This is a genomic window from Caballeronia eucalypticola (genome assembly GCF_047608185.1).
GTDB lineage: Bacteria > Pseudomonadota > Gammaproteobacteria > Burkholderiales > Burkholderiaceae > Caballeronia.
This window is the reverse complement of record NZ_JBLKRU010000030.1, coordinates 1-24,550: the sequence shown is the minus strand read 5'-3', so window position 1 is coordinate 24,550 and position 24,550 is coordinate 1. Positions and strand designations below refer to the sequence as shown.

At 57.7% G+C, this 24,550-nt stretch carries 18 protein-coding genes and 2 pseudogenes; 8 read left to right on the top strand and 12 right to left on the bottom strand.

What is annotated here, in order from left to right; translation table 11 throughout:
• Positions 1 to 14: 14 nt before the first annotated feature.
• Positions 15 to 2,129, top strand: a complete 2,115-nt coding sequence (locus ACMX25_RS27675; RefSeq protein WP_414953190.1) for an acetate--CoA ligase family protein — start codon at positions 15 to 17, stop codon at positions 2,127 to 2,129.
• A gap of 64 nt (positions 2,130 to 2,193) precedes the next feature.
• On the top strand, positions 2,194 to 3,591 hold the full coding sequence (locus ACMX25_RS27670; RefSeq protein ID WP_414953189.1) for an MFS transporter: 1,398 nt from the start codon (positions 2,194 to 2,196) through the stop codon (positions 3,589 to 3,591).
• A gap of 15 nt (positions 3,592 to 3,606) precedes the next feature.
• On the opposite strand, the gene ACMX25_RS27665 is transcribed toward ACMX25_RS27670, so the two are convergent.
• The 9 genes from ACMX25_RS27665 to ACMX25_RS27625 form a co-directional block, all read right to left on the bottom strand.
• Positions 3,607 to 4,389 (bottom strand): enoyl-CoA hydratase/isomerase family protein, encoded by a 783-nt coding sequence (locus ACMX25_RS27665; RefSeq protein ID WP_414953188.1) that lies wholly within the window; start codon positions 4,387 to 4,389, stop codon positions 3,607 to 3,609.
• Positions 4,386 to 5,138, bottom strand: a complete 753-nt coding sequence (locus ACMX25_RS27660; protein ID WP_414953187.1) for a GntR family transcriptional regulator — start codon at positions 5,136 to 5,138, stop codon at positions 4,386 to 4,388. The genes ACMX25_RS27665 and ACMX25_RS27660 overlap by 4 nt, the downstream gene beginning before the upstream one ends.
• Before the next feature lie 100 nt (positions 5,139 to 5,238).
• On the bottom strand, positions 5,239 to 6,594 hold the full coding sequence (locus ACMX25_RS27655) for an MmgE/PrpD family protein (protein ID WP_414953245.1): 1,356 nt from the start codon (positions 6,592 to 6,594) through the stop codon (positions 5,239 to 5,241).
• A 458-nt stretch (positions 6,595 to 7,052) separates the two neighbouring features.
• Entirely contained in the window at positions 7,053 to 7,496 is a 444-nt protein-coding gene (locus ACMX25_RS27650) for a hypothetical protein (RefSeq protein ID WP_414953186.1), read from the bottom strand.
• Between the two features lie 94 nt (positions 7,497 to 7,590).
• Entirely contained in the window at positions 7,591 to 10,542 is a 2,952-nt protein-coding gene (locus ACMX25_RS27645) for a 2Fe-2S iron-sulfur cluster-binding protein (protein ID WP_414953185.1), read from the bottom strand.
• The gene (locus tag ACMX25_RS27640) at positions 10,529 to 10,816 is read right to left on the bottom strand and encodes a sarcosine oxidase subunit delta (protein WP_414953184.1); all 288 of its coding nucleotides are present in this window, start codon (positions 10,814 to 10,816) and stop codon (positions 10,529 to 10,531) included. The genes ACMX25_RS27645 and ACMX25_RS27640 overlap by 14 nt, the downstream gene beginning before the upstream one ends.
• A 12-nt stretch (positions 10,817 to 10,828) precedes the next feature.
• Positions 10,829 to 11,686 (bottom strand): formyltetrahydrofolate deformylase, encoded by an 858-nt coding sequence (purU, locus tag ACMX25_RS27635; RefSeq protein WP_414953183.1) that lies wholly within the window; start codon positions 11,684 to 11,686, stop codon positions 10,829 to 10,831.
• A gap of 10 nt (positions 11,687 to 11,696) precedes the next feature.
• Positions 11,697 to 12,947, bottom strand: a complete 1,251-nt coding sequence (locus ACMX25_RS27630) for a sarcosine oxidase subunit beta family protein (protein ID WP_414953182.1) — start codon at positions 12,945 to 12,947, stop codon at positions 11,697 to 11,699.
• 36 nt (positions 12,948 to 12,983) lie between these two features.
• Complete coding sequence (locus ACMX25_RS27625) at positions 12,984 to 14,123, bottom strand: branched-chain amino acid ABC transporter substrate-binding protein (RefSeq protein ID WP_414953181.1); 1,140 nt, start codon at positions 14,121 to 14,123, stop codon at positions 12,984 to 12,986.
• A gap of 215 nt (positions 14,124 to 14,338) precedes the next feature.
• Here ACMX25_RS27625 and ACMX25_RS27620 point away from each other — a divergent pair, with 215 nt between their 5' ends.
• Positions 14,339 to 15,253 (top strand): LysR substrate-binding domain-containing protein, encoded by a 915-nt coding sequence (locus ACMX25_RS27620; protein WP_414953180.1) that lies wholly within the window; start codon positions 14,339 to 14,341, stop codon positions 15,251 to 15,253.
• Between the two features lie 104 nt (positions 15,254 to 15,357).
• On the opposite strand, the pseudogene ACMX25_RS27615 reads toward ACMX25_RS27620, so the two are convergent.
• Both ACMX25_RS27615 and ACMX25_RS27610 read right to left on the bottom strand, forming a co-directional pair.
• Positions 15,358 to 15,678, bottom strand: a pseudogene (locus ACMX25_RS27615) (LysR substrate-binding domain-containing protein); the annotation flags it as partial.
• 144 nt (positions 15,679 to 15,822) lie between these two features.
• A pseudogene (locus tag ACMX25_RS27610) lies at positions 15,823 to 17,172 on the bottom strand (ATP-binding domain-containing protein).
• Positions 17,173 to 17,585: 413 nt separating this feature from the next.
• Here ACMX25_RS27610 and ACMX25_RS27605 point away from each other — a divergent pair.
• Positions 17,586 to 18,152, top strand: coding sequence for a hypothetical protein (locus tag ACMX25_RS27605; RefSeq protein ID WP_414953179.1), 567 nt, complete (start codon positions 17,586 to 17,588; stop codon positions 18,150 to 18,152).
• 397 nt (positions 18,153 to 18,549) lie between these two features.
• Here ACMX25_RS27605 and ACMX25_RS27600 read toward each other — a convergent pair whose 3' ends face one another.
• Positions 18,550 to 19,407 carry an H-NS family nucleoid-associated regulatory protein gene (locus ACMX25_RS27600; RefSeq protein ID WP_414953178.1) on the bottom strand — a complete coding sequence of 286 codons (858 nt, stop codon included), beginning with the start codon at positions 19,405 to 19,407 and terminating at the stop codon, positions 18,550 to 18,552.
• A gap of 461 nt (positions 19,408 to 19,868) precedes the next feature.
• Between ACMX25_RS27600 and ACMX25_RS27595 the strand changes: the two genes are divergently transcribed.
• The 4 genes from ACMX25_RS27595 (at position 19,869) to ACMX25_RS27580 (ending at position 23,940) form a co-directional block, all read left to right on the top strand.
• Positions 19,869 to 20,330: an HU family DNA-binding protein gene (locus tag ACMX25_RS27595; protein ID WP_414953244.1), complete on the top strand. Its 462-nt coding sequence runs from the start codon at positions 19,869 to 19,871 to the stop codon at positions 20,328 to 20,330.
• A gap of 341 nt (positions 20,331 to 20,671) precedes the next feature.
• Entirely contained in the window at positions 20,672 to 21,274 is a 603-nt protein-coding gene (locus tag ACMX25_RS27590; protein ID WP_414953177.1) for a sel1 repeat family protein, read from the top strand.
• A 175-nt stretch (positions 21,275 to 21,449) separates the two neighbouring features.
• A complete protein-coding gene (locus tag ACMX25_RS27585; RefSeq protein WP_414953176.1) occupies positions 21,450 to 21,701 on the top strand; it encodes a hypothetical protein in 252 nt (83 codons plus the stop codon).
• 1,375 nt (positions 21,702 to 23,076) lie between these two features.
• A complete protein-coding gene (locus ACMX25_RS27580) occupies positions 23,077 to 23,940 on the top strand; it encodes an alpha/beta fold hydrolase (protein WP_414953175.1) in 864 nt (287 codons plus the stop codon).
• The last annotated feature ends 610 nt before the right edge of the window (positions 23,941 to 24,550 follow it).

The following is a 24,550-nucleotide window of genomic DNA, read 5'->3' as shown; positions in this document are numbered from 1 at the left end:
CAAGGAACCTTCTGATGTCCAGTGAAGTAACTCGCCCTCGGACGCCGCTGTCGCTCGATCCGCTTTTTTTCGCGCAATCGGTTGCGCTGATCGGTCTTTCCGCTGACGCCGCCAAGATGACAGGCGCGCCGCTCGCGATCTTGTGTCAGGTCGGTTATCAAGGACGGATATTCCCCGTCAATCCGAAATACCAGGATATGAGTGGCTATCCTTGCTATCCCAGCATTGATGCGCTGCCCGAAGTCCCTGACGTCGCGCTGATCACACTAGCGGCGCGCCACGTGCCGGAAGCTGTGCGCGCGTGTGCCCGCAAAGGTATCAAGGCGGTGGTTGTGCTGAGTTCCGGTTTCGAGGAAACCGAGGAGGGCCGCCAGTACGCGCTCGATCTCGCCAGCGCCGCCGCGCAGTCCGGCATACCGGTCGTCGGGCCGAACTGCGAAGGCATCTGGTCTGTCGGCAACCGGTTGATGCTCACGTTCGGCTCGGCGGCCCGGCGCGGCGCGCTGCATCGTGCGCCGATTGCAATTATCAGCCAGAGCGGGGCGATGGCCGGGGCGATTGCGCGTCATCTGCAGGACAACGGCATTGGCTGCGAATATGTCGTGAGTGTCGGCAATGAGACCGTTCTCACTATTGCCGACTATCTGGAGTGGATGATCGAACGAGACGATGTGCGAGTCGTGCTGTTGTTCATTGAGGGGCTGCGAGACGGGCAGAGACTCTTGCGGCTGCTCGATCGGGCGCGGCAGAAGGGCGTCCACATTGCCGCGCTGAAATCTGGCAATAGCGAGGCTGGCGGCAAGGCGGCCGCATCGCACACGGGCAAGGTGGCGTCCGACTATGTCGTGTATCAAGCGTTGCTGCGTGAGGCCGGCGTCGTGCAGGTGCCGACCCTTACCGACCTGATTGAATTCGCCGATGTATTGACGACCTTTCCGTTGCCGCCCGCGCGTGGAGTGCAAGGAGGCGTCGCGGTCTTCAGCATTCCTGGCGGCACGCGGGCGCTGACGGTCGATCTGTTCGAGGCGCATGGCGTCCCACTATCAACGTTCGATCAAAAAACGTCCGCAGCTCTGGCGGCGGCGCTGCCAAGCTTCGGCGGCACAGACAACCCAACCGACTTGACCGGCCAGGTTTTGTCGCATCCAGGTCTGTTTAACCAGTGCTTGCAAATCCTTGCCAACGACCCGCATACCGAAGCGCTAGTTGTCCAGGTCGCCAACCGCGGTCCGCGCGACGTCAACGATCGCATCGACTATCTGGGGTCGGTCGCCGCCGGCGCACAAGTACCGCTCGTGATCAGTTTTCTCGGTGATGCACTTCCCGAGGCCGACAAGGGACGCTTTCGCAAGCACGGCATCATTTGCGCGCGCGATCCGGCTGAAGCCGCGAAGTACCTCGGCTGGCTCTACGCTGCGCGCGAGGGTGGAGCGCGTCCCGGCTTTGACGGGACTGGCAGCGTCGGCGTCGCCGCTGTAAGTGGACCTTCGGATTGGCCGGAAGTCGAACGCTATCTTAGCGAGTGCGGTATTGCCGTGCCACGCTGGTGCATCGTTGGGCCGGCAGAGGACGTTGCTCATGCGTGCGCCAACTTGCGCTTTCCGCTCGCGCTTAAGGCCATACCTGAAGACGTCGACCATAAGACGGAGCTGGGCCTTGTCACGCTCAATCTGCAGAACGCCGATGAACTGCGGCTCGCCGCTCTTGTTACGCGCCAGCGACTCGGAAACGCCGAGGCGTCTGTGTTCGTGCAGGAGATGATAGATGGCGGCACCGAGGTGCTGATGGCGGCGCTGCGCAATGCCGACTTTGGACCGATTCTCGCGCTTGGCATGGGTGGCACGCTGGTGGAGCTGCATAGGGATATTACATATCTCGCATTGCCGACCAATGCAGCGCGAGTGCGCGCGGGACTGGCAACGCTAAAATTGTGGACCTTGCTCAGTGGTTTCCGAGGTCGTCCACGCGGCGATGTCGAGGCGCTCGTCGCGGCCGTTGTCGCGTTTGGCAATCGTTTTACCCACGCCCAGCCGCTGCTTGCCGAACTGGAAATCAATCCGCTGTTTGTACGCGCCGAAGGTCCCGACCCGGTGATCGCGATCGACGCATTGGTCAAGTTTCAGCCCTGAAATGAGCGCACGTCCGACGTGCCTTGCGTTGCATTCAATAAATCAAAATATTCTGGAGACTCGCATGTCCGCTCAGCAAGCAGCCGAAATTGCCTCACGGCTGGATAGGCTTCCCCCGTCGCGCACCATCTGGACGATGGTGATTCTCATCTCGCTCGGAGGCGTTTTCGAGTACTACGATCTGCTGTTCACAGGTTATCTGGCGCCGGGAATGGTTCAGTCGGGCTTGTTCACTCCCGCGTCACTCGGTTGGTTCGCGAAACTCCAGCCGATAGCAGTGGCTGGCTTTGGCACTTTCGTATTTGCGACCTTCGCCGGGCTTTGGGTAGGAACGTTGCTTGTGGGTTACGTTGCGGACCGATGGGGACGGCGTAAGGTGTTCACCTGGTCGCTAATCTGGTACGTGGCCGCGAGCGCGATTATGGCGATGCAGACGAGCGGCTTTGCACTTGACATCTGGCGCTTCATTGCGGGCATCGGCATCGGTGTCGAGCTGGTCACGATCGATGCGTACATCTCTGAACTCATTCCCAGTCAGGAGCGCGGTCGTGCTTTCGCGGTGAGCCAGCTAATCACGTTCTCAGCGGTGCCCCTCGTAGCGTTTCTCGCCTACGCGTTGAGAGACACGCACCCTTTTGGACTCGATTACTGGCGTGTGGTGATCCTGATTGGAACGGTCGGCGCCGCGATCGTTTGGGTGCTGCGGCTTCGTGTGCCCGAAAGCCCGCGGTGGCTCGCAACGCATGGCTTCATCGATAAAGCAGAACAGGTGGTTGCGCAGATCGAGCGCTCAGTCGTCGCCGAAAAAAACTTGCCTTTGCCGGCACCGCTTCCTGTTACCGGCGAAATAGAGGGGCGCGGGTCGCTGCGCGAGATCTTCGGCCCACTCTATCGGAAGCGTACGACAATTTTATCTGTCTTTAACATGGCGCAGGTGGTTGGATACTTCGGTTTTTCGGCGTGGGTACCCATGCTGCTGATCGGTCGCGGCGTCCATGTCACGGCCAGCTTGCAATATGCGTTTGTCATTGCAATCGCCAATCCGTTCGGCTCGTTACTCGGGACCTTCATCGCCGACAAGAGCGAGCGAAAGTTCCAGGTGTGCGTGAGCCTGCTCGCGATGGGCGCAGTTATCGCGATGTTCTCGCAATCGTCGTCACCGATCATGCTGACTCTGCTCGGCGTTGTGTTCACGCTCGCGTCGAACACCATGACGTATGCGTACCGTAGTTACATGGCCGAGTTATATCCGACCCGCATTCGAGCCCGAGCGATTGGCTTCGTCTATTCATGGAGCCGGATATCAGGCGCATTCGTTGGCCTTGCGATTGGTTTTCTGTTGCGCGAATATGGCGTGCTCGGTGTGGCGATTTTCATTTGCGTGGCGATGGTCCTGGCCATCTGGATGATTCTGCTGGTGCCATCCACACGGGCCCGGACCCTCGAGGAAATAAATCACTAAGCAGCGCGATACATGTCAACGCCCGTTGACACCAGGGCGGCGTTTTGTGAGAAACGCCGTCACTGCTTCCTGGCGAGCGGCGCTGGTGCGAGTCGCTGTTATCGCAGCATCGATTTCGTCGCGGCGCGTATCCAGCGCATTTTCAACGATCGCATCTATTTGCAGCCTGCAGGCACGTAGCGCCAGGGGCTCTTTGTCGAGCCACTCACTGGCAAGTTCCAGGGCGGTATTGACTACATCGCCGCCAACCACGCGATCGACGAAGCCGTCGCGCGCCGCGTCTTGCGCCGCGTGCAGCGCGCCACCATACAGCCAGCGCCGCGCGGCGCTCTGCCCGACAATGCCCACTAGCCGCGCCAGTAAAGCCGTCGGATAAGCGCCGGCCTGTGCGACAGCCGTGATGCCGATGCGCGCGGTGCGGTCCGCCAAACGAAAATCACAATAACCCGCAAGTCCGCAACCGCCGCCCACGCAGGCGCCCTGAATCGCAGCGACGACAGGAAACGGCATCTGCCGTAAGCCGTTAAAACAACGCTCAACAATGAGAGTGTGCCGCTCAGCATAGTCAGGATGATTTGCCATGGCGGCAGCAGCGCCTATGTCATTGCCTGCACAAAAGTGCCCACCACCGCCCGTCAGGACCATTGCGCGTAGTTCGTCGCGCGTCGCAAGGGTCAAAAAGGCGTCGCCTAGTGCCGTCCACGCATCGAAATCACAGGCGTTGCGTTTATTCGGCCGGTCGATCGTGACCATGGCCACTCGCTCGCTTGGAAACGTGACGCGCACGGCGGTGCTCATGAGCGGATTGTCTTTGCGGGCCGGCGCTTGGAGAGCGACGGCGTACGCAGCGATACGGCCGGGGTCGCGCCAGGCTCGAGATAGCGGATGAAACGATTGCACGCGCCTTCGATGTGCTGATGCATCACGTCCTCTGCGGTCTTGCTGTCGCGCTCGACTACCGCCTCGAGAATGCGCGCATGATCTTCGTACGGCTGGATGCCGCGCAGGTCGTGAAAGCCTTCAACGCGCCGCTTCAGGATCAACCGCTCGAAGATCGCACTCAACGTGTCGCACAGATATCGGTTGCCGGCCTGCTCGGCGAGCAGTAAATGAAAGTCGCGATCGACCAGCAGCCGTTCGCGGCTGAGGTTTTCCATGCAAAGGGCGTGATAATGCGCGTTGATGCTCTCCAGCCGTGTCGCCGCGGCGCCCGAAATGCCGCCTTCCAGTACCCGACGCAACGCATATAGTTCGAGCGCTTCGCGCGTCTGATACAAGTCTCGTAACTCGTGAACATCGATCTCCGCGACGAAGAATCCGCGATTGACGATGCGGGTGACGTAGCCCTCCTGATACAGCCGCTCGAGTGATTCCCTCACGGGCGTACGTGAAACGCCAAGACTTTCCGCCAATGCGATGTGAGTGAGTTTGGTGCCCGGCCGCAGCCGGTTGGCCAATATCGCGTCCTTGATCGCTTCGTAGACATCCTGAACCAGCGCGTCGGGGGCTGATGATTCGGAAGGCGAGGTTGTTTTGGCTAGGGGCATGGCAGAAAATGAGAGTGTGTTGATGCGGTTGGTTCAAGTGCGATGCTTCGTGCACAACAGGCGCCAGTTCTTCAAGCAGCGCCGCAGCGGGCGCTTGCCGTTACTTAGACGCGGTGTTGGCCTCGGTTGAAAACCTGCTCTCGTACAAGATCTCGAACATGGCGGCTGCCGCCTCTTCGCGATCGAGGGATTGTAGGCTGTCAAAGACTGCATCGCGGGAGGCAGACGATTTTGATTCGCCGAGGCAGTCGTCAAATTTCGCTTTCAGCTGTTCACGCGAAAGCCAGCGTGCGGGCTTGCCCATTGCCAGAGGTACGAATCTCTCGTGCACCCGGCCATCCTCCGTCACCACGGTCAAAATCGTGGCGAATTCGCCGTCGTGTCGGATTCGCTCGTCCGTTTCCATAACAATTTTCGGGATTAAATCAATGATTGCCGGATCGCTGATCCTCCGCATTGTGAAGCTATCCAAATTGACCTTGCCGTCCAGCAAACCGACCGCGAGGCAATAATGCATGCTGAACTTGCCTTGCAGCGAGTCATGCGGTCCAACATAGATCAGCGGCTCGAACGCCATCTCGCACACGCCCGCACGGACAGAGCGAATTGTCTGTCCGCGAAGTTGCTCGTGCAGCGCGATTGCCGCCTCAATACCCGGATGAGTGGCGCCGCATGACGGATAAGGCTTGAGCGCCAGGCCGTACTCGCTAAGGATTTCTAGCGACTCGCCGAGATGCTGGAAGGGTTGCGGATCGATCTCCCCCTCGTTAGCGAAGAGCGCGAAATAGCCATAGCGATGATCCAGCGTGTCTATGCTCGATTCAAGCCCTTCGCGCGCCAGCAACGCGGCAAGCAGACCATTGCGCGCGGCGTAGCCCGAGTGGAGTGGCTTGACCATGCTACCGAAATTCACTCTCAGCCCACCTGCCGACGACGCGGCGATACCGATCGCCATTTCCATCGCTCGCTGGTCAAGTCGGAGCAATCGCCCGGCTACCATGCTGGCTGCCAACGTGCCAAACGTCGCCGTGGCGTGCCAGCCCCGCTTGTAATGCCCTCGGTTCAACACGCGGCCGAGTTTGCCGAACACTTCAAGCCCGACTATATAGGCGGAGATCAGATCGCTGCCAGTGACCGGCTCCGTCGCGGCGACTGCCATCAGGACGGGTGCAATAACAGCGCTCGGGTGTGCGTAGGCGGGGTGGTTGGTATCGTCATAATCCAGGGCATGCGCCACGGCGCCATTGAAGAGCGCTGCGTCCAGCGGCGATGCATACCTGGCTGCACCGACCAACGCGGCCGATGCTGCGCCTGTGCGGTGCTCGAAAGTCGGAATTGCCCGCGCGACAGCGCCCGCGAGCGGCTGGCGCGCGCCTGCCAGCATGCAGGCGGCGCAATCCGTGATCGCGTCGATTGCGCGCTTACGAGCCAGTTCGGGAAAGCCGGTGGCATTCATCGAAAACTTCGCGAGCTGGCTCGTCGCAGACAACGACGCCTTAAGCATAAATCCCATCCTTTCGATGATTTGCTCGCAGGGCGTCCCTCCTAGCTAGATCGAAAGCACGCTGGGAAGCGGCCCTGCATCAACATAAGGATTCTATTTTGCATGCATTATGGAGCAGCCGCAAGCGAGGGATTTTTGAGCAATCGCGCGTTCCGGGTGCAAGGCAGGAGTGATCGTGTACGGTTCGTACTGAGCGCCTTGCGTGGTGTTGCATCTACGTTCTTTGGCGCGAGCCTGCCGATTGGCCGCTCAAACTCGCGAAGCTCGGCAATTTCTGTTTCACCCCCAATCGGACGATGCTTTTGATCGCTTACCTCGCCAGGTAGAAAACGCTTCGATGTTCGACGCTAAACTCGGTTACCTGAAGGTTTCTAACGCACCCATGGCGCATCCGGCTGAACCGACATAGGTCAATCACGCTCGAAGGACGTTACCGATGCCCACCATCCAAACATGTACTCTGTCAGCGTCTCCGGCCAATGTAGCCAGAACGCGTCCCCAGATTTATGCACGATGACCACGGCGTGCCCGAACTCCATTCGCGCATACTCACCGTTGGCAAAATTCGCAACATCAACAAACGCCGCCCTAGCGAGCATCTCGGCTGCGTGCTTGCCCCATACGACGGCCGATGAAATTGCGCAACTTGCATCACCGAGCAGAATGTCCTCGCGCTTCGAAAGTTCCGAAGTGACATGCTCGATCCCGGCACCATCTTCGGACAAGAGCAGCTTGTTATAGCGATTGATCGCCAGTGCATAAATGCCCGTTGGAGAAAGCGGCATCCGCGCGGCAGGCAATGTCACGAGGTCGCTCACATGCAAGTCGTTGGCCAACGGAGTCGCAAATGTCACCCAGATTTTCTGCAACAACGGGCGTGCATCGATCCGTAGATCACCCCATGAGGTGGCGACTGCCGCAGCGCCGCCCCACGCCTTCGCTGCCTTTTCAAAGCCTAAGCTTTTCGCCGTCCGGGTCGAGAAAGCAGGTGCCAACGATTCGTGCGTCGGTGAATTTTCCATCATCGTAGACCTTGATAGTCTGGTTGAGACGACTTGCGCCGGCGCGCAGCAAGGCAAGCGCTACGTATTTCTTGAGGACCGGCGACCAGATGCATGATGTGAGATGCCCTTCGCTGGGTTCGCCCGGGCCCGCTACCAAATGCCCGCCAGCACGGATCTTCTGCGAACGGTCCACGCATTCGATGCCAACAAGCTGCAACCGCGATTCATGAGTCATGGCTGTGCGCTTCGCCGCTCGCTGACCGACGAAAGGTAGAACCTTCTTGCTTCCCAGTGCACCCATGCCGACATCCCGCAAGGTAGTGGAGGGTTCGGTCTCGACACCGACGTGTATGAAGCCCTTCTCGGTGCGCATGATCATTAGCGCTTCAACGCCGAATGGAACGGCGTCAGCCGCAATAATCCGCTCGAACACATCGCGTCCGTAATGAGCGGGAACGCTCAGTTCAAAGGTCATTTCGCCACTGAAACTGACTCGCGCAACCCGGCAAGGAACGCCGTCCAGATGGCCTTCACGGAACGACATATGCGCAAACGCATCCTTGCTGGTATCAATATCTATCGGTAACGACTGCATTACGCGACGAGACTCGGGGCCAGTTATCGCGTAGGTTGCCCACTGATCGCTCGCCTGCATGATCGCAACCCGGAATCCCTTGCCGCTTTCCCGCCAGTACTCGAACGCTTCGAGCACGCGCTGGACGCCCGCGCTCGAGGTGCCGACCAAAAAATGATTCTGGCTCAAGCGGGCGATCACACCATCATCCAGAATGCCGCCTCCCTCGTTGAGGATCACCGAGTAGCGGCATCTGCCAACGCCAAGTGTCCCTAACTCATTCGCATATACCGCATTCAGCAACGCGACGACATCCGGTCCCTTGACCTCAATCTTTCCAAGGGGCGAGCCGTCGAACACGCCGACCTTGCTCCTGACGTGAAGCACCTCGCGATTCCATGCCTGCTCATCCGTTTCCGAGCCCAGTCGATAAAAGGCCGGTCGCATCCAGCTCCCGTATTCGAGTATCTGCGCGTGGTGGCGCAGGTGCGCATCATGAGCGGCAAGATATCGGCGGGGGATGAACAGGTCGCCGCGGGCATGACCGCCGAAAGCACCGATCGTCACCGGCGAGTAGGGCGGCCTGAATCGAGTGGTGCCGACCTGATCCGGCGTGCGGTCCGTCGCTACGCCGAGCAGCGCCAGTGCGTTGACGTTACTGGTCTTTCCCTGGTCCGACGCCATCCCCATCGTCGTGTACCGCTTCAGATGTTCGACCGAGATAAAGTTCTCCCGCGAGGCGAGCCGGACATCGCTTTCTGTGACGTCATTCTGAAAATCGACCCACGCCGATGCCCTCGATCCCTCTACGCGCCATAGCGGTGAAATACGATATTGCGTGTCGGACAAATCTTTCGGCTTGGGCGTTGCCGGCTCCGCGCCGGCTTCCAAGCACAACCGGGCGGCGATCGCCGCGGCCGCATTCATCGCTTCAAGGACGGCGCTCTGTGCGCCCATTGTCCCGTTGGCCGAACCGATTACCGTGCATCGCTCCCGGGCAGGATCGGCTTGCGGCCTGAACATTGCCAGGTCGCGGTCATATCTTAGCCGCCCCTGAGCTTGAGAATAAAGGTGCACTGCCGGCGACCAACCACCAGACATGAGTAAAAGATCGCATGACACGATTCGACTCTTTCCGTCAGCCGCGCGAATCTCTACGTTCTTTACGCGCTTCCCGCCGGATGCGTTGCAGACGACAGAACCGAGATGCAGTGTGATCCGCCTGCTTCGACACGCTGTGGCGAGTTCGGCAGAAAGCGTCGCGCGACTGTCTACGATGTCGCGAACCGGCGTGCCGCCATCATGTGTGGAAAAAAACGCCTGGTAGGCACGGTCGTTGTTAGTGAAACCGATCGCTGATACGCCCAGCCGCACGCCATAATGCGCAGCATAGGTAGCACCTGCATTGCTCAGCATGATGCCCGGGCGATCGTTGTTGCCAAACACAATGGGACGCTCGTGCGCACCGGTGGCAATGACCACATGCGTCGCACGCACAATCCACAGCCGTTGCTTGACACGCCCGGCGCGCAATGCAATGGGTAGATGCTCGGCAACCCTCTCTAAGAGCGTCAAGGTGTTGTCGTCGTAATATCCCGTCGCAGTGGTCCGACGGAGCACCCGCACGTTCGGACGCGCACGGACCGCTTCCGCTCGACTGAGTGCCCAGTCCAGCGAGTGCTGTCTTCCTGCATCGCTCGCCATCCACATGAAGGATGACCCCACTGCGGCGTTCTCATCGACGAGGATCACCGACGCCGCGGCCTTCGACAAGCTGTCCGCCGCCGCAAGTCCAGCGGGCCCCGCGCCGACCACCAGCACATCACAGTGAGCATGGCGGATGTCGTACTGATCGGGGTCCGCGTTCTTCGGGGCAACGCCGAGTCCTGCTGCCTTGCGGATGGACGGCTCGAACGTATGCCAGTTTGGCCACATGAACGTCTTGTAATAGAACCCGGCCGGCAGGAATCGCTTCAGCACGCCCAGTGCGGCACCGAAATCGAGGTCGACGCTGGGCCAACGGTTGACACTCGACGCCGTGAGGCCTTCATAAAGCTCGACTTGGGTCGCCTTCAGGTCAGGCTCCGAGTGCTCCGAACCGGGTTCGAGTTGCACGATGGCGTTGGGCTCATCAGCACCGGCTGCCAGGATGCCTCGGGGCCGATGCAGCTTGAAACTTCGTCCTACTACAAATACTCCGTTCGCCAACAGCGCGGAAGCGAGCGTGTCGCCTACGAGGCCTTTGTACGACTTTCCATCGAATACAAAAGAGACGCGTTGCGTGTCGCTCACGCCTGGCGCAATCCGGTCATCGGTCTTCACGTCGACCCCTTGTATTCGAGTCGTCGTTCATGAATGTCACCGATAAAATGGCATTGGTCTTCGTATTCCGGTGGACCGTAAGCCACTCGCCACAACCGTGCCGATGCAGCCACTGCTCCGAAATTTCACCGCTGCCGTTGGTACGGAAATACAGATAATTTTGCAGATCATCGGCTGATGCGTCCAATGATGGGACCAATGCAGTGCCTTCCCCGATACACCAGAACTCTGCCTCCGGGCGTTTGCCGCAAAACGGACAATCGATTTCAAGCATCTCGCCTCCCGGTCATCGGAACACCACGGTGCGGCGGTTCTCGTCGAGGATTATCCGCTGCTCCAAATGCCACTTCACTGCCCGCGACAGCGCGCTGCATTCGACATCGCGACCGAGCGCGGCGAGTTCGTCGGGGGACATTCCGTGGTCGACACGCGCGACATCCTGTTCAATGATTGGCCCCTCATCCAGATCGGAGGTGACATAGTGCGCGGTCGCTCCGATTAGTTTGACGCCACGCGCATGCGCCTGATGGTAGGGACGTGCTCCCTTGAAGCTCGGCAGAAACGAATGATGGATATTGATGACCTTGCCGGGAAGTCGTTCGCAAAGAGACTCGGAGAGGATCTGCATGTACCGCGCGAGAACGACCAGGTCGACACGGTACTCGTCAATAAGCGCAAGGAGCTGTTGCTCACGTTCGAGTTTGGTCTCGGGAGTGATGGGAAGATGAAAAAATGGCACCTTGTAGTGGTCGGCGAGCCCGCGGAAGGTTTCATGATTGGAGACGATCGTCACGATGTCGGCGTTCAGCGCCCCCAGGGTCGTGCGAAACAGAAGGTCATTCAGACAGTGGCCATACTGGGAAACCATGACGAGCATCCTGCCTTTGACATCCGCCGGCGCCAGGCGCCATTTCATTCGATGCAAATCGGCAATGGGCCGAAAATCCGCCTCGATGCTGTCGAAACCATTGATCACCGGAACCTCGAAATCCATGCGCAGAAAGAACTGCCCGGTGACTTCGTCCGTCGACTGGGCGCTCTGCAGCACATTGCCGCCGCGGCTCGAAACGAACGTGGCGACATCGCGGATGATTCCCGGATGATCGTCGCAACTCAGGTTGATGATGTAGCGCCTGTTTTCCATTGCCGGCCCTTCAGTGCGCAATACCGGATGCGCCGGCTTCGTCGATGAGTGCGCCAGACTCGAAACGTGAGAGGCCGAATGGCGCCGCAATCCGATGAGCCGCGCCCGTGGCAAGGTGATGAGCCATCATCCATCCGCCGACCGGAATTCCCTTGAATCCCCCGGTTCCCCAGCCGCAATTCACCAGCAGGCTCGGGACGCCGGTTTCGCCGAGGATGGGGCTGGAGTCGGGTGAAACATCGACAATACCGGCCCATTGCCGCAGGATGCGCAGGCGCCGGAAAGCGGGAAAATGCTCGGCCAGCGCGGTGAGCGTGGCGGTTTGCGCGGGCAGGGTGCCTCGCTGCGCATAGGAAACGTAGTGGTCGAGGCCGCCGCCGATCACGAGCTCGCCTTTGTCCGACTGACTCACATACATTCCCGTTGCGGGCGAAAGGACGACCGTATCCAGTACCGGTTTGATCGGCTCCGAGACCATGGCCTGAAGCGTGAAGCTTTGCAGGGGCAGGGTGATGCCCACTTTTTGCGCAAGCAAGGACGTGCTGCCTGCTGTATTCAGAAGGACGCTCGACGCCTTGACTTCGCCCTGATCGGTCGATACCCCGACAACACGACCATGGTCATCTCGCAGAAAGCCTTTTACTTCGCAGTTCTGCACAATATCTACACCAAGGGAACTGGCGGCGCGCGCGTAACCCCAAGCAACGGCGTCGTGGCGCGCGGTGCCCGCCCGGCGCTGGACAAACCCGCCGATAACCGGAAGTCGGGCGGTGCTGGACATATCGAGCGCGGGGATCATCTGCGCCACCTGTTCACGGCTCATGATTTCCGAGTCGATTCCATTGAGTTGCATTGCATTTGCCCAGCGCACGACGTTGTCCATGTCATGTGGCGTGTGAGCTAATGTGACGATGCCTCTTTGCGAGAACATGATGTTGTAGTTCAGATCGCGGCTGAGATTTTCGTAGAGCTTCAACGAGAACTCGTACAGTGCCGCGGATTCTGGCAGCAGATAGTTGGAACGGATCACCGTCGTATTGCGTCCTGTGTTGCCGCCCCCGATCCAGCCCCGCTCAATGACCGCAACGTCGCGGATGCCGTGCACCTTCGCCAGGTAATACGCGGCTGCGAGCCCGTGTCCACCGCCGCCGATGATCACGAAGCGATAATTTCGCTTGAGCGCAGGGCTTCTCCAGGTTTGGGTCCATCCCCTCTGGTCTCTTAATCCTTCCCACAATAGCCGGCCAGCGGAATATCTCATTTCGGTCTCTGATGTGAATGTTCTGCACTCCGCTACTTACTGTCCCCGGCTCTTGACCTCGACCGTACCTACGGGATTCCATGTTCCCTTGCTCTCCTTGAACAGGCTGACGTGCGAGGTTCGCAGATCGCCCTTCTGGTCGAAGGAAACCTCACCGGATACCCCGTTGAAAGAGACTTTATGAAGTGCGGCCAGGATGTCGGCAGGTGCGGTTGAATTGGCGAGTTGCATGGCCTTGATCAGCGCCCAGGCCGCGTCGTAGGCGTAAGGAGAGTAAAGGACCGGCTTGCCGTACTTGGCGAACCGCTTCTCGAATGCAGCGCCATTTGGCAACTGGCTGATGGGGTAACCCGACTCAGAAGAGATGGAACCCTCTGCCGCCTCGACGCCCGCAAGCTGTACGAACTTATCGGTCTCGATGGTGCAGGACGCGAACACCGTTCCCGACATACCGAGCGATGTCATCTGGCGCCGCATTGGGCCGGCCTGTGCGTCCACGCCGCCATAGATCAGCACTTGAGGTTGCTTCGACTTCAAATTCGTCAGGATCCCGCGGAAGTCGACCGCTTGATCGGTCGTGTACTCGCGCCCGACGGGCGTAATGCCACGTCTTGCCAGGCTCTCCACGGCAGCGTCGCTGAAGGCCTGACCAAATGCGGTCCGGTCGTCGACCACTACCACCTGTTTCGCTTTCAGGGTGTCGACCACATAACCGACGAGCGCATCCGCGACGTCCCGGTCATCGCCTATTGTCCGGAACGTGGTTTTCATTCTCTGGCGCGTGAACATTGGATTCGTCGACGACGGAGAAATCTGCGCAATCCCGGCGTCGCTATAGACCTTCGACGTAGCCAGCGTCGCTCCGGAGTTGATGTGTCCGACCAACCCTACGATATGGTCGTCCACCAGTTTTTGTGCGACCGTCACAGCGGTCTTTGGGTCTCCCTGGTCGTCCTGCACATCGAGGACGAACTGTACGGACTCCCCTTTGATCTTGATGTTCTGCTCATTGGCTTCATCGATTGCGAGCTGCGCGCCATATTGAGAGTCCTTGCCGATATGAGCAATCGCCCCCGTGAGGGGGCCTGCATAGCCGATCTTGACCACCTGGTCAGCGAATGCGCCAGAGGCTGCCAACGCGATAGATATCGCAAGTGTGCTTTCAAGGATCTTCATGGGATTCCCTCGTTTTATAGGTTCGCGGCCCGCGCCGACCTGCACATCCTCAAACCTCAAAAATCGTGCGTCAAAGCAGTTTTCCTGCGGCTTTGCATGCGAAAACTGATGCAAGGGTCCGGCCTCTCTCCTAAGATATGGCCCTACCATGAATTTTTGATGCGACATCGGCCGCTCAGCGTGGCGATACGATCGGTTAAACGGGAGTTAATACCGTGGCATCTTCAAATAAGCGGCTTCCCCCGCTGAATACGATTGCGGCGTTCGAAGCCTCTGCACGCCATATGAGTTTTACCCGCGCCGCTAAAGAACTATGCCTCTCGCAGGGGGCGATCAGCCGGCAGATCCAGATTCTGGAGCAACGTCTCGGCGTGCCGCTGTTCGTCCGGCGCCATAAGGAAATACAGCTGACGAGGCCTGGCGTGATTTTTCAGCAAGCGATCGCCGAGAGCCTTGGGACCATACGGCGGGCTGTAGCGGTCATTGAAACTCTCGATGACCGGAGCGTCACCATTTCCGCAAGCGTCGCGATGTCGAGCTTCTGGTTAATGCCAGCAATCCTTACCTTTACTGATGAACATCCGGAAATCAAGATTCGCGTCGTCGCGAGTGATGAGCTCATTGACCCGGCACGTGAGCACATCGACCTGACGATACGATACGGGGACGTTCAGGTTGCCGGGATGCAAACTCAGAAGCTTTTCGACGAAGAGATATTCCCCGTTTGCAGCCCGGCATACAGGGATGCTCACCCGGTTTCTTGCCCGGAAGACTTGACCCGCCAGACGCTGATCGAGTACGACGATGGCATCTCATCGTTTACCTCCTGGGACAACTGGTTGAAACTGGCGCGCATCCGTCACCCGGTCCTGCATCCTTTCTTGCGCCTGTCCAACTATGATCTCGTCTACCGGGCCATGTGCGGAGGTAAGGGTATTGGCTTGTCTCCCGCGTACAGCATTCCGGCGGAAGCCCGCGACACGTTACTCGTGCGTGCGCTCGATATGGGCATCAAGACAGGGCTGGCAGAGCACATCGTTTACCCAGACAGTGCGTCCCTAAGTCCTTCGGCCTCGTTCGTTCTGGACTGGCTGCTGGACCACGCTCGCTGCAGCATCTGGTCAAGTTGAATTGAGATCAGTTGAAAGCGTGCACGCCGACATTCCGTAAATTTAGGAATGAACGGATTTGCAGTAGTGTCGTTTGGATAAAAGTTCTATTATAGTAAGGATAACTAATATATACATTGAATAACAATGTGCCTCGGCGAACATATCAAGTTTCTGTTAAATGGGTGTCGCCTGTCGCTAAAAGTCGAAATTCCGCTTAGGCCAGTCACAAACCGTCTTTTTTTGATTTTCAAAAATTGCTCGGACGATGCTCCTACCGCTGACCGGAAGAAATCAACAAATGCACGCACTTTCGCCGATAGGTGACAATTCTGTCGATAGAGGATGGAGAACGGTCGGGAGCGCCCGGCATAGTTCTGAAGGACCTCCACAAGATTGCCCCGCTTCAAAGCTTCGGCCGCCGCGAAGCGATAGGTCTGGTAAAGGCCGCCGCCCGCATTTAGTCAGACGATGCACCCTAGCGCATCATTGAGCACCGGCATTCGGCTCCTTATAGGTTGTTCAATCTCTGCCCCTTTTTCATCAGTGAACAACCATTGCGCTGGTCGCCCGGTATTCGGGGAAGGTCATCAACGCGAGTTGAACAACCGCAAAAGCTCTTCGCGCAGGTCGGAGACGTCCAGCACATGCTGTGCGCGCGTCACCGCCACGTACAGCAAGCGCTTCTCGTCCTCGTCTAGCGTCAGGCACCCATCGACTGTCTTGAAACGGAAATCGTTGGCTACTTTCACTCGTTTCCATTGCAGCCCTTTGGCGCGGTGTACTGTCGAGATCACGTAGTCGGCGTCTGCCTCGGGCGTAACGCGTCGCGCCAGCTCCCGCAAATAGCCCGTGCCACACTCGTCGACCATTCGCACGATAGGTAACAAGTCGCGCCCGACCGCGCTCTGGGCAAACGACTGAGCGTCCTTCCAAGTTTCAAACAGGGAAAATGCTGCTGGCCGATAGGCTCGCTTGCCGGCCAGCAACAGGTCAGCGCCGTCGGCGAATGCCACGATCTCGGTCGGGCTCATGCGGATAGCCGGCTTGTGACCGGCCTCGACACCTGCGGCCAATTGCCAAATCGCGGTCACGTTCTTGCGACATAAAATGGCGTCAACGGACGGTGAGATACTCGGATCCTCCACCATGATCGACCCGATGGCATCCTGGCCACGAATGGGCGTGCGCTCGCCCAGCAGAGACAGAATGCGGCTCGCCAGTGTCGCGAATGTAGGTCCAAAGCGAAAGGATTCGGTTAGCGCACGCTCCGGCGCGTCGATCTGAGCCATTGCATTGACGGCGCCGCGCCATTCGTAGATTTGCTGGTAGGGATCACCGACGTAGATGATCTGTGCGTGGCGCTGAAGATCAAGCACCGAGAGCATGACGTGTGCTTTCACGCCACAGGCGCTCTACGCAGGGAAGCAACGATTCGCGCAGCCAGTCGGCCGCCTCTTCATGAACCTTTTCGTCGACAGGGGAATGTGGAAAGCCTCCGGCCGCAACTCCGCCGAGCGGCAAAACCTGCCCAGACCGTCGGCAACCATCCGACCGATTTCGAACGGGGTGATTTCGACAGTTTTACCGGTTATGGTGGGCACCTGTATCGGTCCGATCCCATAGCGAAAAGCCAATTCATGCGGAGGCTCGGCCGGAAGGTTTACGCGCGCGGTCAGGGCCGGAGCTACAGATGCATACGCGAGCGAATGCACCGTGCGCGCGATGACATTGGGAGGAAAGCCGCCGCGAGCGTGCTGGGCGATTTCCTTGTTGAAGGCGAGATAGCTGCCGCGCTTACCCGCGAGATGATCGGCAATCAGCCGTAGCGTCGAAGTCTTTCCGGCGCCGGCATACGCCTTGATTTTCAGGTCCCCGCCATTGAGAACTGCATCTACGACCGCATGCTGTTCAACGGTAGGCTTAAACGAATAGGGCATGGCATGTACGGCTGAGCGAGGATGCCCGTAGTGTGCCGGAAAATTGCTGATGAAGCCGCCGCCGCTTGCCAGCCGAGCTGCGAGCCCGTGGTGGGTCGCCGAATTCATGTCGTGAACGTTACATGGCTTGTTATGCCTTATTGCCTGAAACAAAATCCGGCCAATTCGAGACGTTCGACTTCGAATCGGAGATCGGCGACAATCTACGACTCGGCAGGGAAAACTGCTTCTCATCTACCGAAGAGCGAACCCTTGGAGAGCTCTCCAGTCGCAATGAGCGGGCGGCACCGCCTCTTTCTACGTACTGCCAAAAACAGGTAATTCGGAGCGACTGAATAAGACAGTCCACGATTCGCTTACTGCTAATCTGGCCCAACGTAAGAGTCCATGAGCCGACGCCTACAGGATCTCGCATGTCCATTTTGAAATATGCAGTTTTAGCGGGTATTCTCTTTACCCTGACCTGTTTCGGTGAGACTTCGTTCAGCGTTAAAGATCTGCATTTCAAGTCAATATTTGCGCAGAGGAGCGGTGAAAGGGCTCTTTATTGTCTTTTGGGAAATGGATTTTTCGTCTCTCCTCGCTCAGACGGCGTGGACCAAAAAATCGGTGAATGGCTTGTAGATCACCCGGAGGCAAACGTAATAGTCGTCGACACGCTGCCTACGGGAGGGAAGTTGGGCACGATCAACTATGTGTGGATTGAGAGCGGCGACGAGAATCTGAACGTTTCTCTAGTAAGGGACGGCGACTTTCCGGGGGGCGTGATGGCCGATCCCGTAGAGTACATAAGCGCGCTTAAAGCGGAATCTGGCGTTTCGTCTTCAATCAAGGCGACGCCGCAGCGACTCGTGACAGAAGAACAGTATCAGGCATTTCGTCAGCGGATCGTCGAAGCGGAGAAACTGGCAAGGAGTGAAAAGAAAGGGATCTGGTCCGATCGATCCAAGGCACGTCGCGGCGTCGAAAGTCCTCAGTAACGGAGGCCTTGGCGCATGCAGACAGCGTCCGTCCGGGAGGCAGCCCGAACGTCCGTTATCGAGAACGCTAAGGGGCCGTAGTGGGTGGATGAGAGTCATCGCGTCCGCTCGTCACCGACCTTTCGCGCAATTCGCGATAATCGTTCGACACACGCTGATGTTCGCTCAGCGGATGCAATGCGCCAAAGCTTCCTCTGACCGCCGTTCAATCTGCGCCTCGGTTGTCTAGCTAAGCCCGAAAGCGCGCTTTGATTTCGGCCGCTGTTCTACCCAGCGCTTCGCTCGCACGCACGATTGCAGCGTATGCGTCGAGTACATCGACACCGCAGCGTTAGCTCGCGTGTATGCGCTCGTTGGCCAGAGCGCATTCCAGGACCGTGGATTAGTGCGCGCTGGCTTACGAAGTGTCTCGATTCGAAAGATATACGTTGCGGTCCTCCACGGAGGCAAGCCACGCGGGTGCCGGGCCGCGTCCGCTCCACGTCTTGCCAGTGACGGGGTCCAGATATTTCGGCGGCTGTGAGCCAGTAGATTGATCTTTCTTGGCTGCAGCGGTTTTCTTCGCCGCTTTCTTCGCCACGACGGTCACCTCTGAAGACTTTGGAGCTTTGGCAGTCTTGGCAACTTTGCGCGTCTTCGCAGGCGCACCGAAATTCGATGGTTCTGCACCTTCGACCAGGAAACGGTTTTTGTTTCGCGCATTGGCAAGCCATGCGGGCGCGGGGCCTCGGCCGCTCCACGACTTTCCGGTCTTCGGATCCAGATACTTAGCAGGCAACGGACTCTTTGCCGCCGCCTTCTCTACCTTTGACTTCTTCACGGATGCGTTTGACGATTTCTTGGCCGAGCTTTCAGGTGCGATGGACGCGTCTACGCTGTCTGCGGTTTCAATCGAGGCAGCCGCGCCATCAACCAGAAACTTGTTTTTACTTCTTGTCGTTGCGAGCCAGGCTGGTGCACGACCGCGTCCGGTCCATGACTTCCCTGTTTTGGGATCAAAGTATTTAACGGGGAACGGTCCCTTGCGCAGATCTTTCGTCGGAGAAGCGCTGGCTGTTTTCACTATCGCGCGTTTGGATGCGGCTACTTCGCGCTTTTCTTTGGCTTTTGTCTCGATATCTTCGGTGGTGAGGCCGTGTTCCAGCATGAGTGCGCGGATGCTGTCGAGCGCAAGCTGGGACTTCTGCGCGATGAGTTTTTCAGCCTGACTCTGCAGTATTGCGAGTTTTTCCTGGATTTGTTCAAGTGTACGCATGTGGGCTCCCTTTGTTAGACATCCTCGCAATATGCCAGTTAGCAGCGCATTAGGAAAGTAGTTCAGCAAAGTCGCTGTAGATCGCTGCTGAAAATTTGGCCTGTTTTCTTAACAAGTTGCTCACGTCCCGTAATTAATCGCAATAATTTTCCAGGAGGGAGAGGGCGCCATCACAAGTCGAGGAAGAGACGATGCTCGTCAACAAGTCCGTAGGCGTGTACTCGCAGCTCATAAAGGTTCCGCGAGATGTGACTTCAAGCTGTGCTGTTTAAAAGTACCGACAACGTGCAGATCACCTTCAAATTAGAAAACCATCCCGAATTAGGGACTCAAACGTTGCACCTTCTACTTGAGGTTGTTACTCTGTGAATACCCGAACATTTTTACCTTTGCGAAAGACAACGGTTGTTGACCTCGCAAAGGCAAGCGTCTTGGGCAACCTAAACTATTTAGAGGAACTCATGGCAACTGCTACGAAGAAAGCACCTGCTGCAAAAAAGGCTACTGTGTCTGCGAAGAAGGCTCCTACACCCGTTGCGAAAAAAGCAACCGTAAGTGCGAAGAAGGCCGTATCGCCGGCGACGAAAACTGCAAACGCTACGCCATTGAAGCCGATCAAGGATTCGTTCACGAAGGCATCGCTGAGCTTGCATTTGGCTGAGCGCGCCGGGGTCGAACCGAAAGCTGCGAAAGCGCTGATGGCCGCACTCGAAGAGACAGTTTTGGCGTCCGTTCACAAGAAGGGTGCAAAAGAGTTCACGCTTCCTGGTTTGCTGAAGGTCGTGGCTCAAGATGTACCGGCGAAGAAGAAGCGTTTTGGCAAAGATCCGTTTTCGGGCGAAGACAAGTGGTTCGCAGCAAAACCGGCGTCCGTACGTCTCAAGGTGCGCCCTCTGAAAAAACTGAAGGATGCTGCACTCTAAGAACTGCCGTTGTTGCAACAAAGCGTAGATTGGCTTGACGTGGCCTGCCGTGGGTCAGAATTAGCGGCAGGCTACCTATGGCGACTACACAGTCGTAACAAAGGAAGATGCTGGGAAAACGGTGGCGTCATTTGCGAATAGCGCAAAGTGCGTTTGCATAGGCCGGAGCAACCTCGCAGTGGCGTTCGAACCGGATTCAGGCAAACCGGTGATGATTCGCTTCGGACAAGTTCAGGCGCCGCACTGGCCTCTTCAACGAACATGATCTTTCGACGCATGCTAATGGTGTCGGACGAGTTAATGATGGTTGCCGCATCCGTATTTCAAAAGAGGCGAGGAGAATGTCGGAAGCAAGTTGGTTCAATCAGTTGCATCTCGAATGGCAAGCCTTGAAAAGACACGATGCAGCGTTGGACATCGAAAAATTTTATCGGCATGTCATGTCGGCGCATAAATCGGGATTTGCGTCATTTGAGGCGATCGCGACCACCGCCAACGCGCTACTGTTGTCGAGCATTGCCGGCGCACCCTATCTCGGACGCAAACTGTTTGAGCAGGTGGGCGTCAACAAGCATCCGACGCTGCGCGTCGCATACGCGCTTTCATTGTTCGCGGGTACCGGAGGCGATGCGGATCCGGAGTCAGCAAATCGCATATTGGCCGATGTATTGAAGGACGACAACGCACAAGATCCATTGAAAGGTCTTGCTGCGGCCGCTTTGGGCGATAGCGCGCGTCTCGGTCGTGGTATGGAGGTCGATCCGGAGCAAGCCAAGGTGCAATACGAGATTGCTTTTAAATACGGTAATCTCGACGCGGCTCGGACGCTTGGGCTGTACTGGGATAACCATTGGAATGCCGCCGCCGCGGGCGACAAGCTACCCAATCCCGCACGGGCGGCCAGCTGGTATAAACGCTGGCAATCGAAACTCGGGGGCATATAGCGAGTTCGAGATATCACGCGGTCGACCATGATAAAACGCGGATGCTTCGTGACGAGCAGTGTACTTAGCAATTGACGACTGAAAATCTTGCAGATATCGGTGGCGAGCCCTCTCTTGGCTCACGAGTATGTGTGAGCTGCGGTCGCTTAACCAAGGCATTCGGAGGAGGATCCTGATGGCCGCACCGTCTTACGTTTATACAATCTCCTGTGTCGCGAAAATGCTAGGTGAGCCCGAGGCTTGGCTGGAAGAGATCGCGCTGATGAATCTTGAGCCCGAAGATGGGTGCCTCGGCGTAATTGACAATCTAGATTCCGGTCCAGATGAAGTGATCGCCGTAACGGCATTCACCAACGCCGGCATTGAAGCTCTTAAGGACGCGGTTGCTGACGCGAAGCGAAAGCCACCTCACTTTGCCTCCTCTTGACGCACGGCGACACGCTGCACTTTGCACGAGCATTCTACTGATCCGAAGTACGCTAGAACGATGTCCCTCTCGATGGTACAAACGAGGTGAGTTCATTCAAAGAGAATGAACACGAAAATCTCCGATCGGCCTATGCTGCTGCGAGGCTGACGAAGCACAGGTTCAGAAATCCAACGGTGTCGGTATGGCCAAATATGCCCGCTCAACGGAACGTTCTCTGCGACGATCAGGCTCGAAGTTTTCAACACGGTGGTCTGGGTCGCCTCGACGAAGCACCCGCCGTCCGTCATATCGGGCGAGAAAAAGAACTGCATTTTCTGAGACCAATGCCGGATTTACGTTGAGATGGTCCTTGTTTTGGCGAGTGCCGTTCGCTGCTCCGCAGGCGATCCTCGGCATCACTACGCACCGTTCGGCGTAGTCACTGGGACAGCGCAGGGACACCGCCAACCGTGCCGCCGCGCGCCGAGGAAAGGTGTTTGGAGGTCACGTTATTGTGCGCAGGTCCCAAGTAGCGAATTCGCGAGATTATTTTAGGACTTTGACACGCTCTGAGGGGCTGAGCTGGTGCAAGATTTTGGAGGGCAAGCGCAATATGTCGGCGGCTAAGTCTTGGACAATTGCAGCCCGCTCCGGCGTGCCGAGTGGAAAGTCAGCAGGGTTAGGTTTGCACATCGCCCTTCTGATCGCGGCAATAGATAAAGCGAAAACGGGCCGAATTGCAAGCAATCGCCGTTTAAAGTGATCGAGGCTGCAATTATGGAATCGTGGGAGGCTGTTGGCGTGGTCGCCGAGGGAGAGGAACTAAGAATCTCGGGCTGGAACCCCTGGTCGTTCGACTGGATTCGATCGCCCGAGTTGCCTGTTGAGCTGCCTCACCCTCAATATGAATCGCAGCGGCATCTCATGCGGATCTTTACGATCGGGGCTGGAAGCGGGCTCCGTCGTTTTGCTGCGGCAGAGGTCTCCGCGGGTGTGTGGGCTTTCTATCAGCCCACTAAGCGATGAGCTTGTCTGCCGAGGGAACGCGCTGGGGGCGCTGTCGGCCATGTGGAGACAAGCCGAATGCGTTGACAATCGATACGATCTCTAGCCGCGGTTGCGCGTGTCGATTACTCCAACACAGATTGATTCCCCGATGCAAGTCATGAAAAACGTACGCGCTGGTACTGCAGTCGGTGGTGTAGTTATGGGCATCCCTGCGACACCGCCTGTAGGTCCTTTATTGCATGCGGATTTGCCGTATCGTGTAAAGGGGTGGGCACGGGCACGCAGACACTCGGTCGTTACGGGCTTGGCGAGTGCTTCATCGGCAACTTCGCCAAGTCCGAAATTCTGTCCGACCCGGCCGTTGCACTGGACATTTGAAACAGCCATGGAAAAACTGACTGTCCTTCGACAAGCTGTCCTTCAACTTTTCAAATTTTATCTGAGCACGGATATCCGTCTTTGTGTCGGTTTGGTAGCTGTGTCGCTCTCAGCCGTCGGCTGTTCCTCCTACAACAAGCCTGGCAATCCCATCTTCGCTATAAGCAACTCGCCTTATTCTGCAATTACTGTTGAGGGACACGGTCCTGTAGTCGTGCTCCAATCAGGTGGCGGCGACGCGCAAGGTAGCTGGTCGTCCGTCACGCGAGACCTTGCACAATGTTTCACAGTAGTTACTTTTGATCGCTCCAGCGCTGAACATGCTCCCGCAGCGGAGGCCCCACGCAAACCGGTTCTTGCAGTCGATGTTGCAAACCGTTTGTTAGAACAACTTCGCGCCAAAGGATTGTTTGGGCCTTACATCCTAGTCGGGCATTCTCTCGCAGGGATCTATGTGCAGGCTTTCGCCCGCAATCATCCGGATAGCGTTGCTGGAATCGTGCTTGTTGATGCATCCAGCCCACTTGAGCCGCCCGGAGTCTTTGTCTCAAAGGTTCCGCCGAAATCCGGCACAGTGGACGCTGCCGAGGAAGCTGGCGTTGCCCCGTCCAATGCTGCGCTGCTGTCCGGGCCGCCCCTGCCCCCGGTGCCCTTAATGGTCATCGTAGCGACAGACCATCAGGACACTCCACAACGAGAAGCGCTATGGCGCGATGTACAGCAGCGAACCGCGGCCCAGTCGCTATCGGGTCACTTGTTGGTGGCAAAAAGCGGCCATTTCATTCAGGCAGAGCGACCCGATATTGTGGTTGACGCTATTTTGCAAGTCGCCGCTGCCAGCGGCGTGGATACTGTCGCGTGTCACCGCTGACAGCGAATCATGATGTGGATGGCCCCGTGACCGTCATGATGGCCAATCCATGAAGGTGTTCGATCAGATCCGCGTGCGCTGACGGTTCGTTTCGGCCAGTTTCAGACATTCGACACCTCCACATAGATCGTCGACACCCATTAGCGGACCAAGTGTCAAGTGAACAAACACCCATTAGCGGACCAAGTGTCAAGTGAACAAACAACACCCTCGGCTGCCTAAGCGGCCGATATCGATTCCACTGACCGAATGCAGTAGCCGATCGCACCCGTTTCTTCAATTCATGGCTGCGACGGATCGCGCCAGACACCCATCAGGCTCAAGCGATCGGCGTACATCAATTGCCTCTCGCCCTGGTGGCTTCGCCACCCCAGAAGAACATTGGTGCCGCAACGCGTCCATCAGGTTTGCACAATACTTGTGGTTGCCAAACCTCCGGCACCAATCCAGAACTGGCTCGCGTTGCGGGCGATCCGCTTTGCTGCGCTTCGGGGGACGGCGGCACGGCATCCCATTCAATTGGGTGGCTTCTAGCCAGTCGACGATTAGGGCTTGCCGGTCGCCGTCGTAACTCTTATGCGAAGCAGCGGGTCACATCAAATGGCTTTCG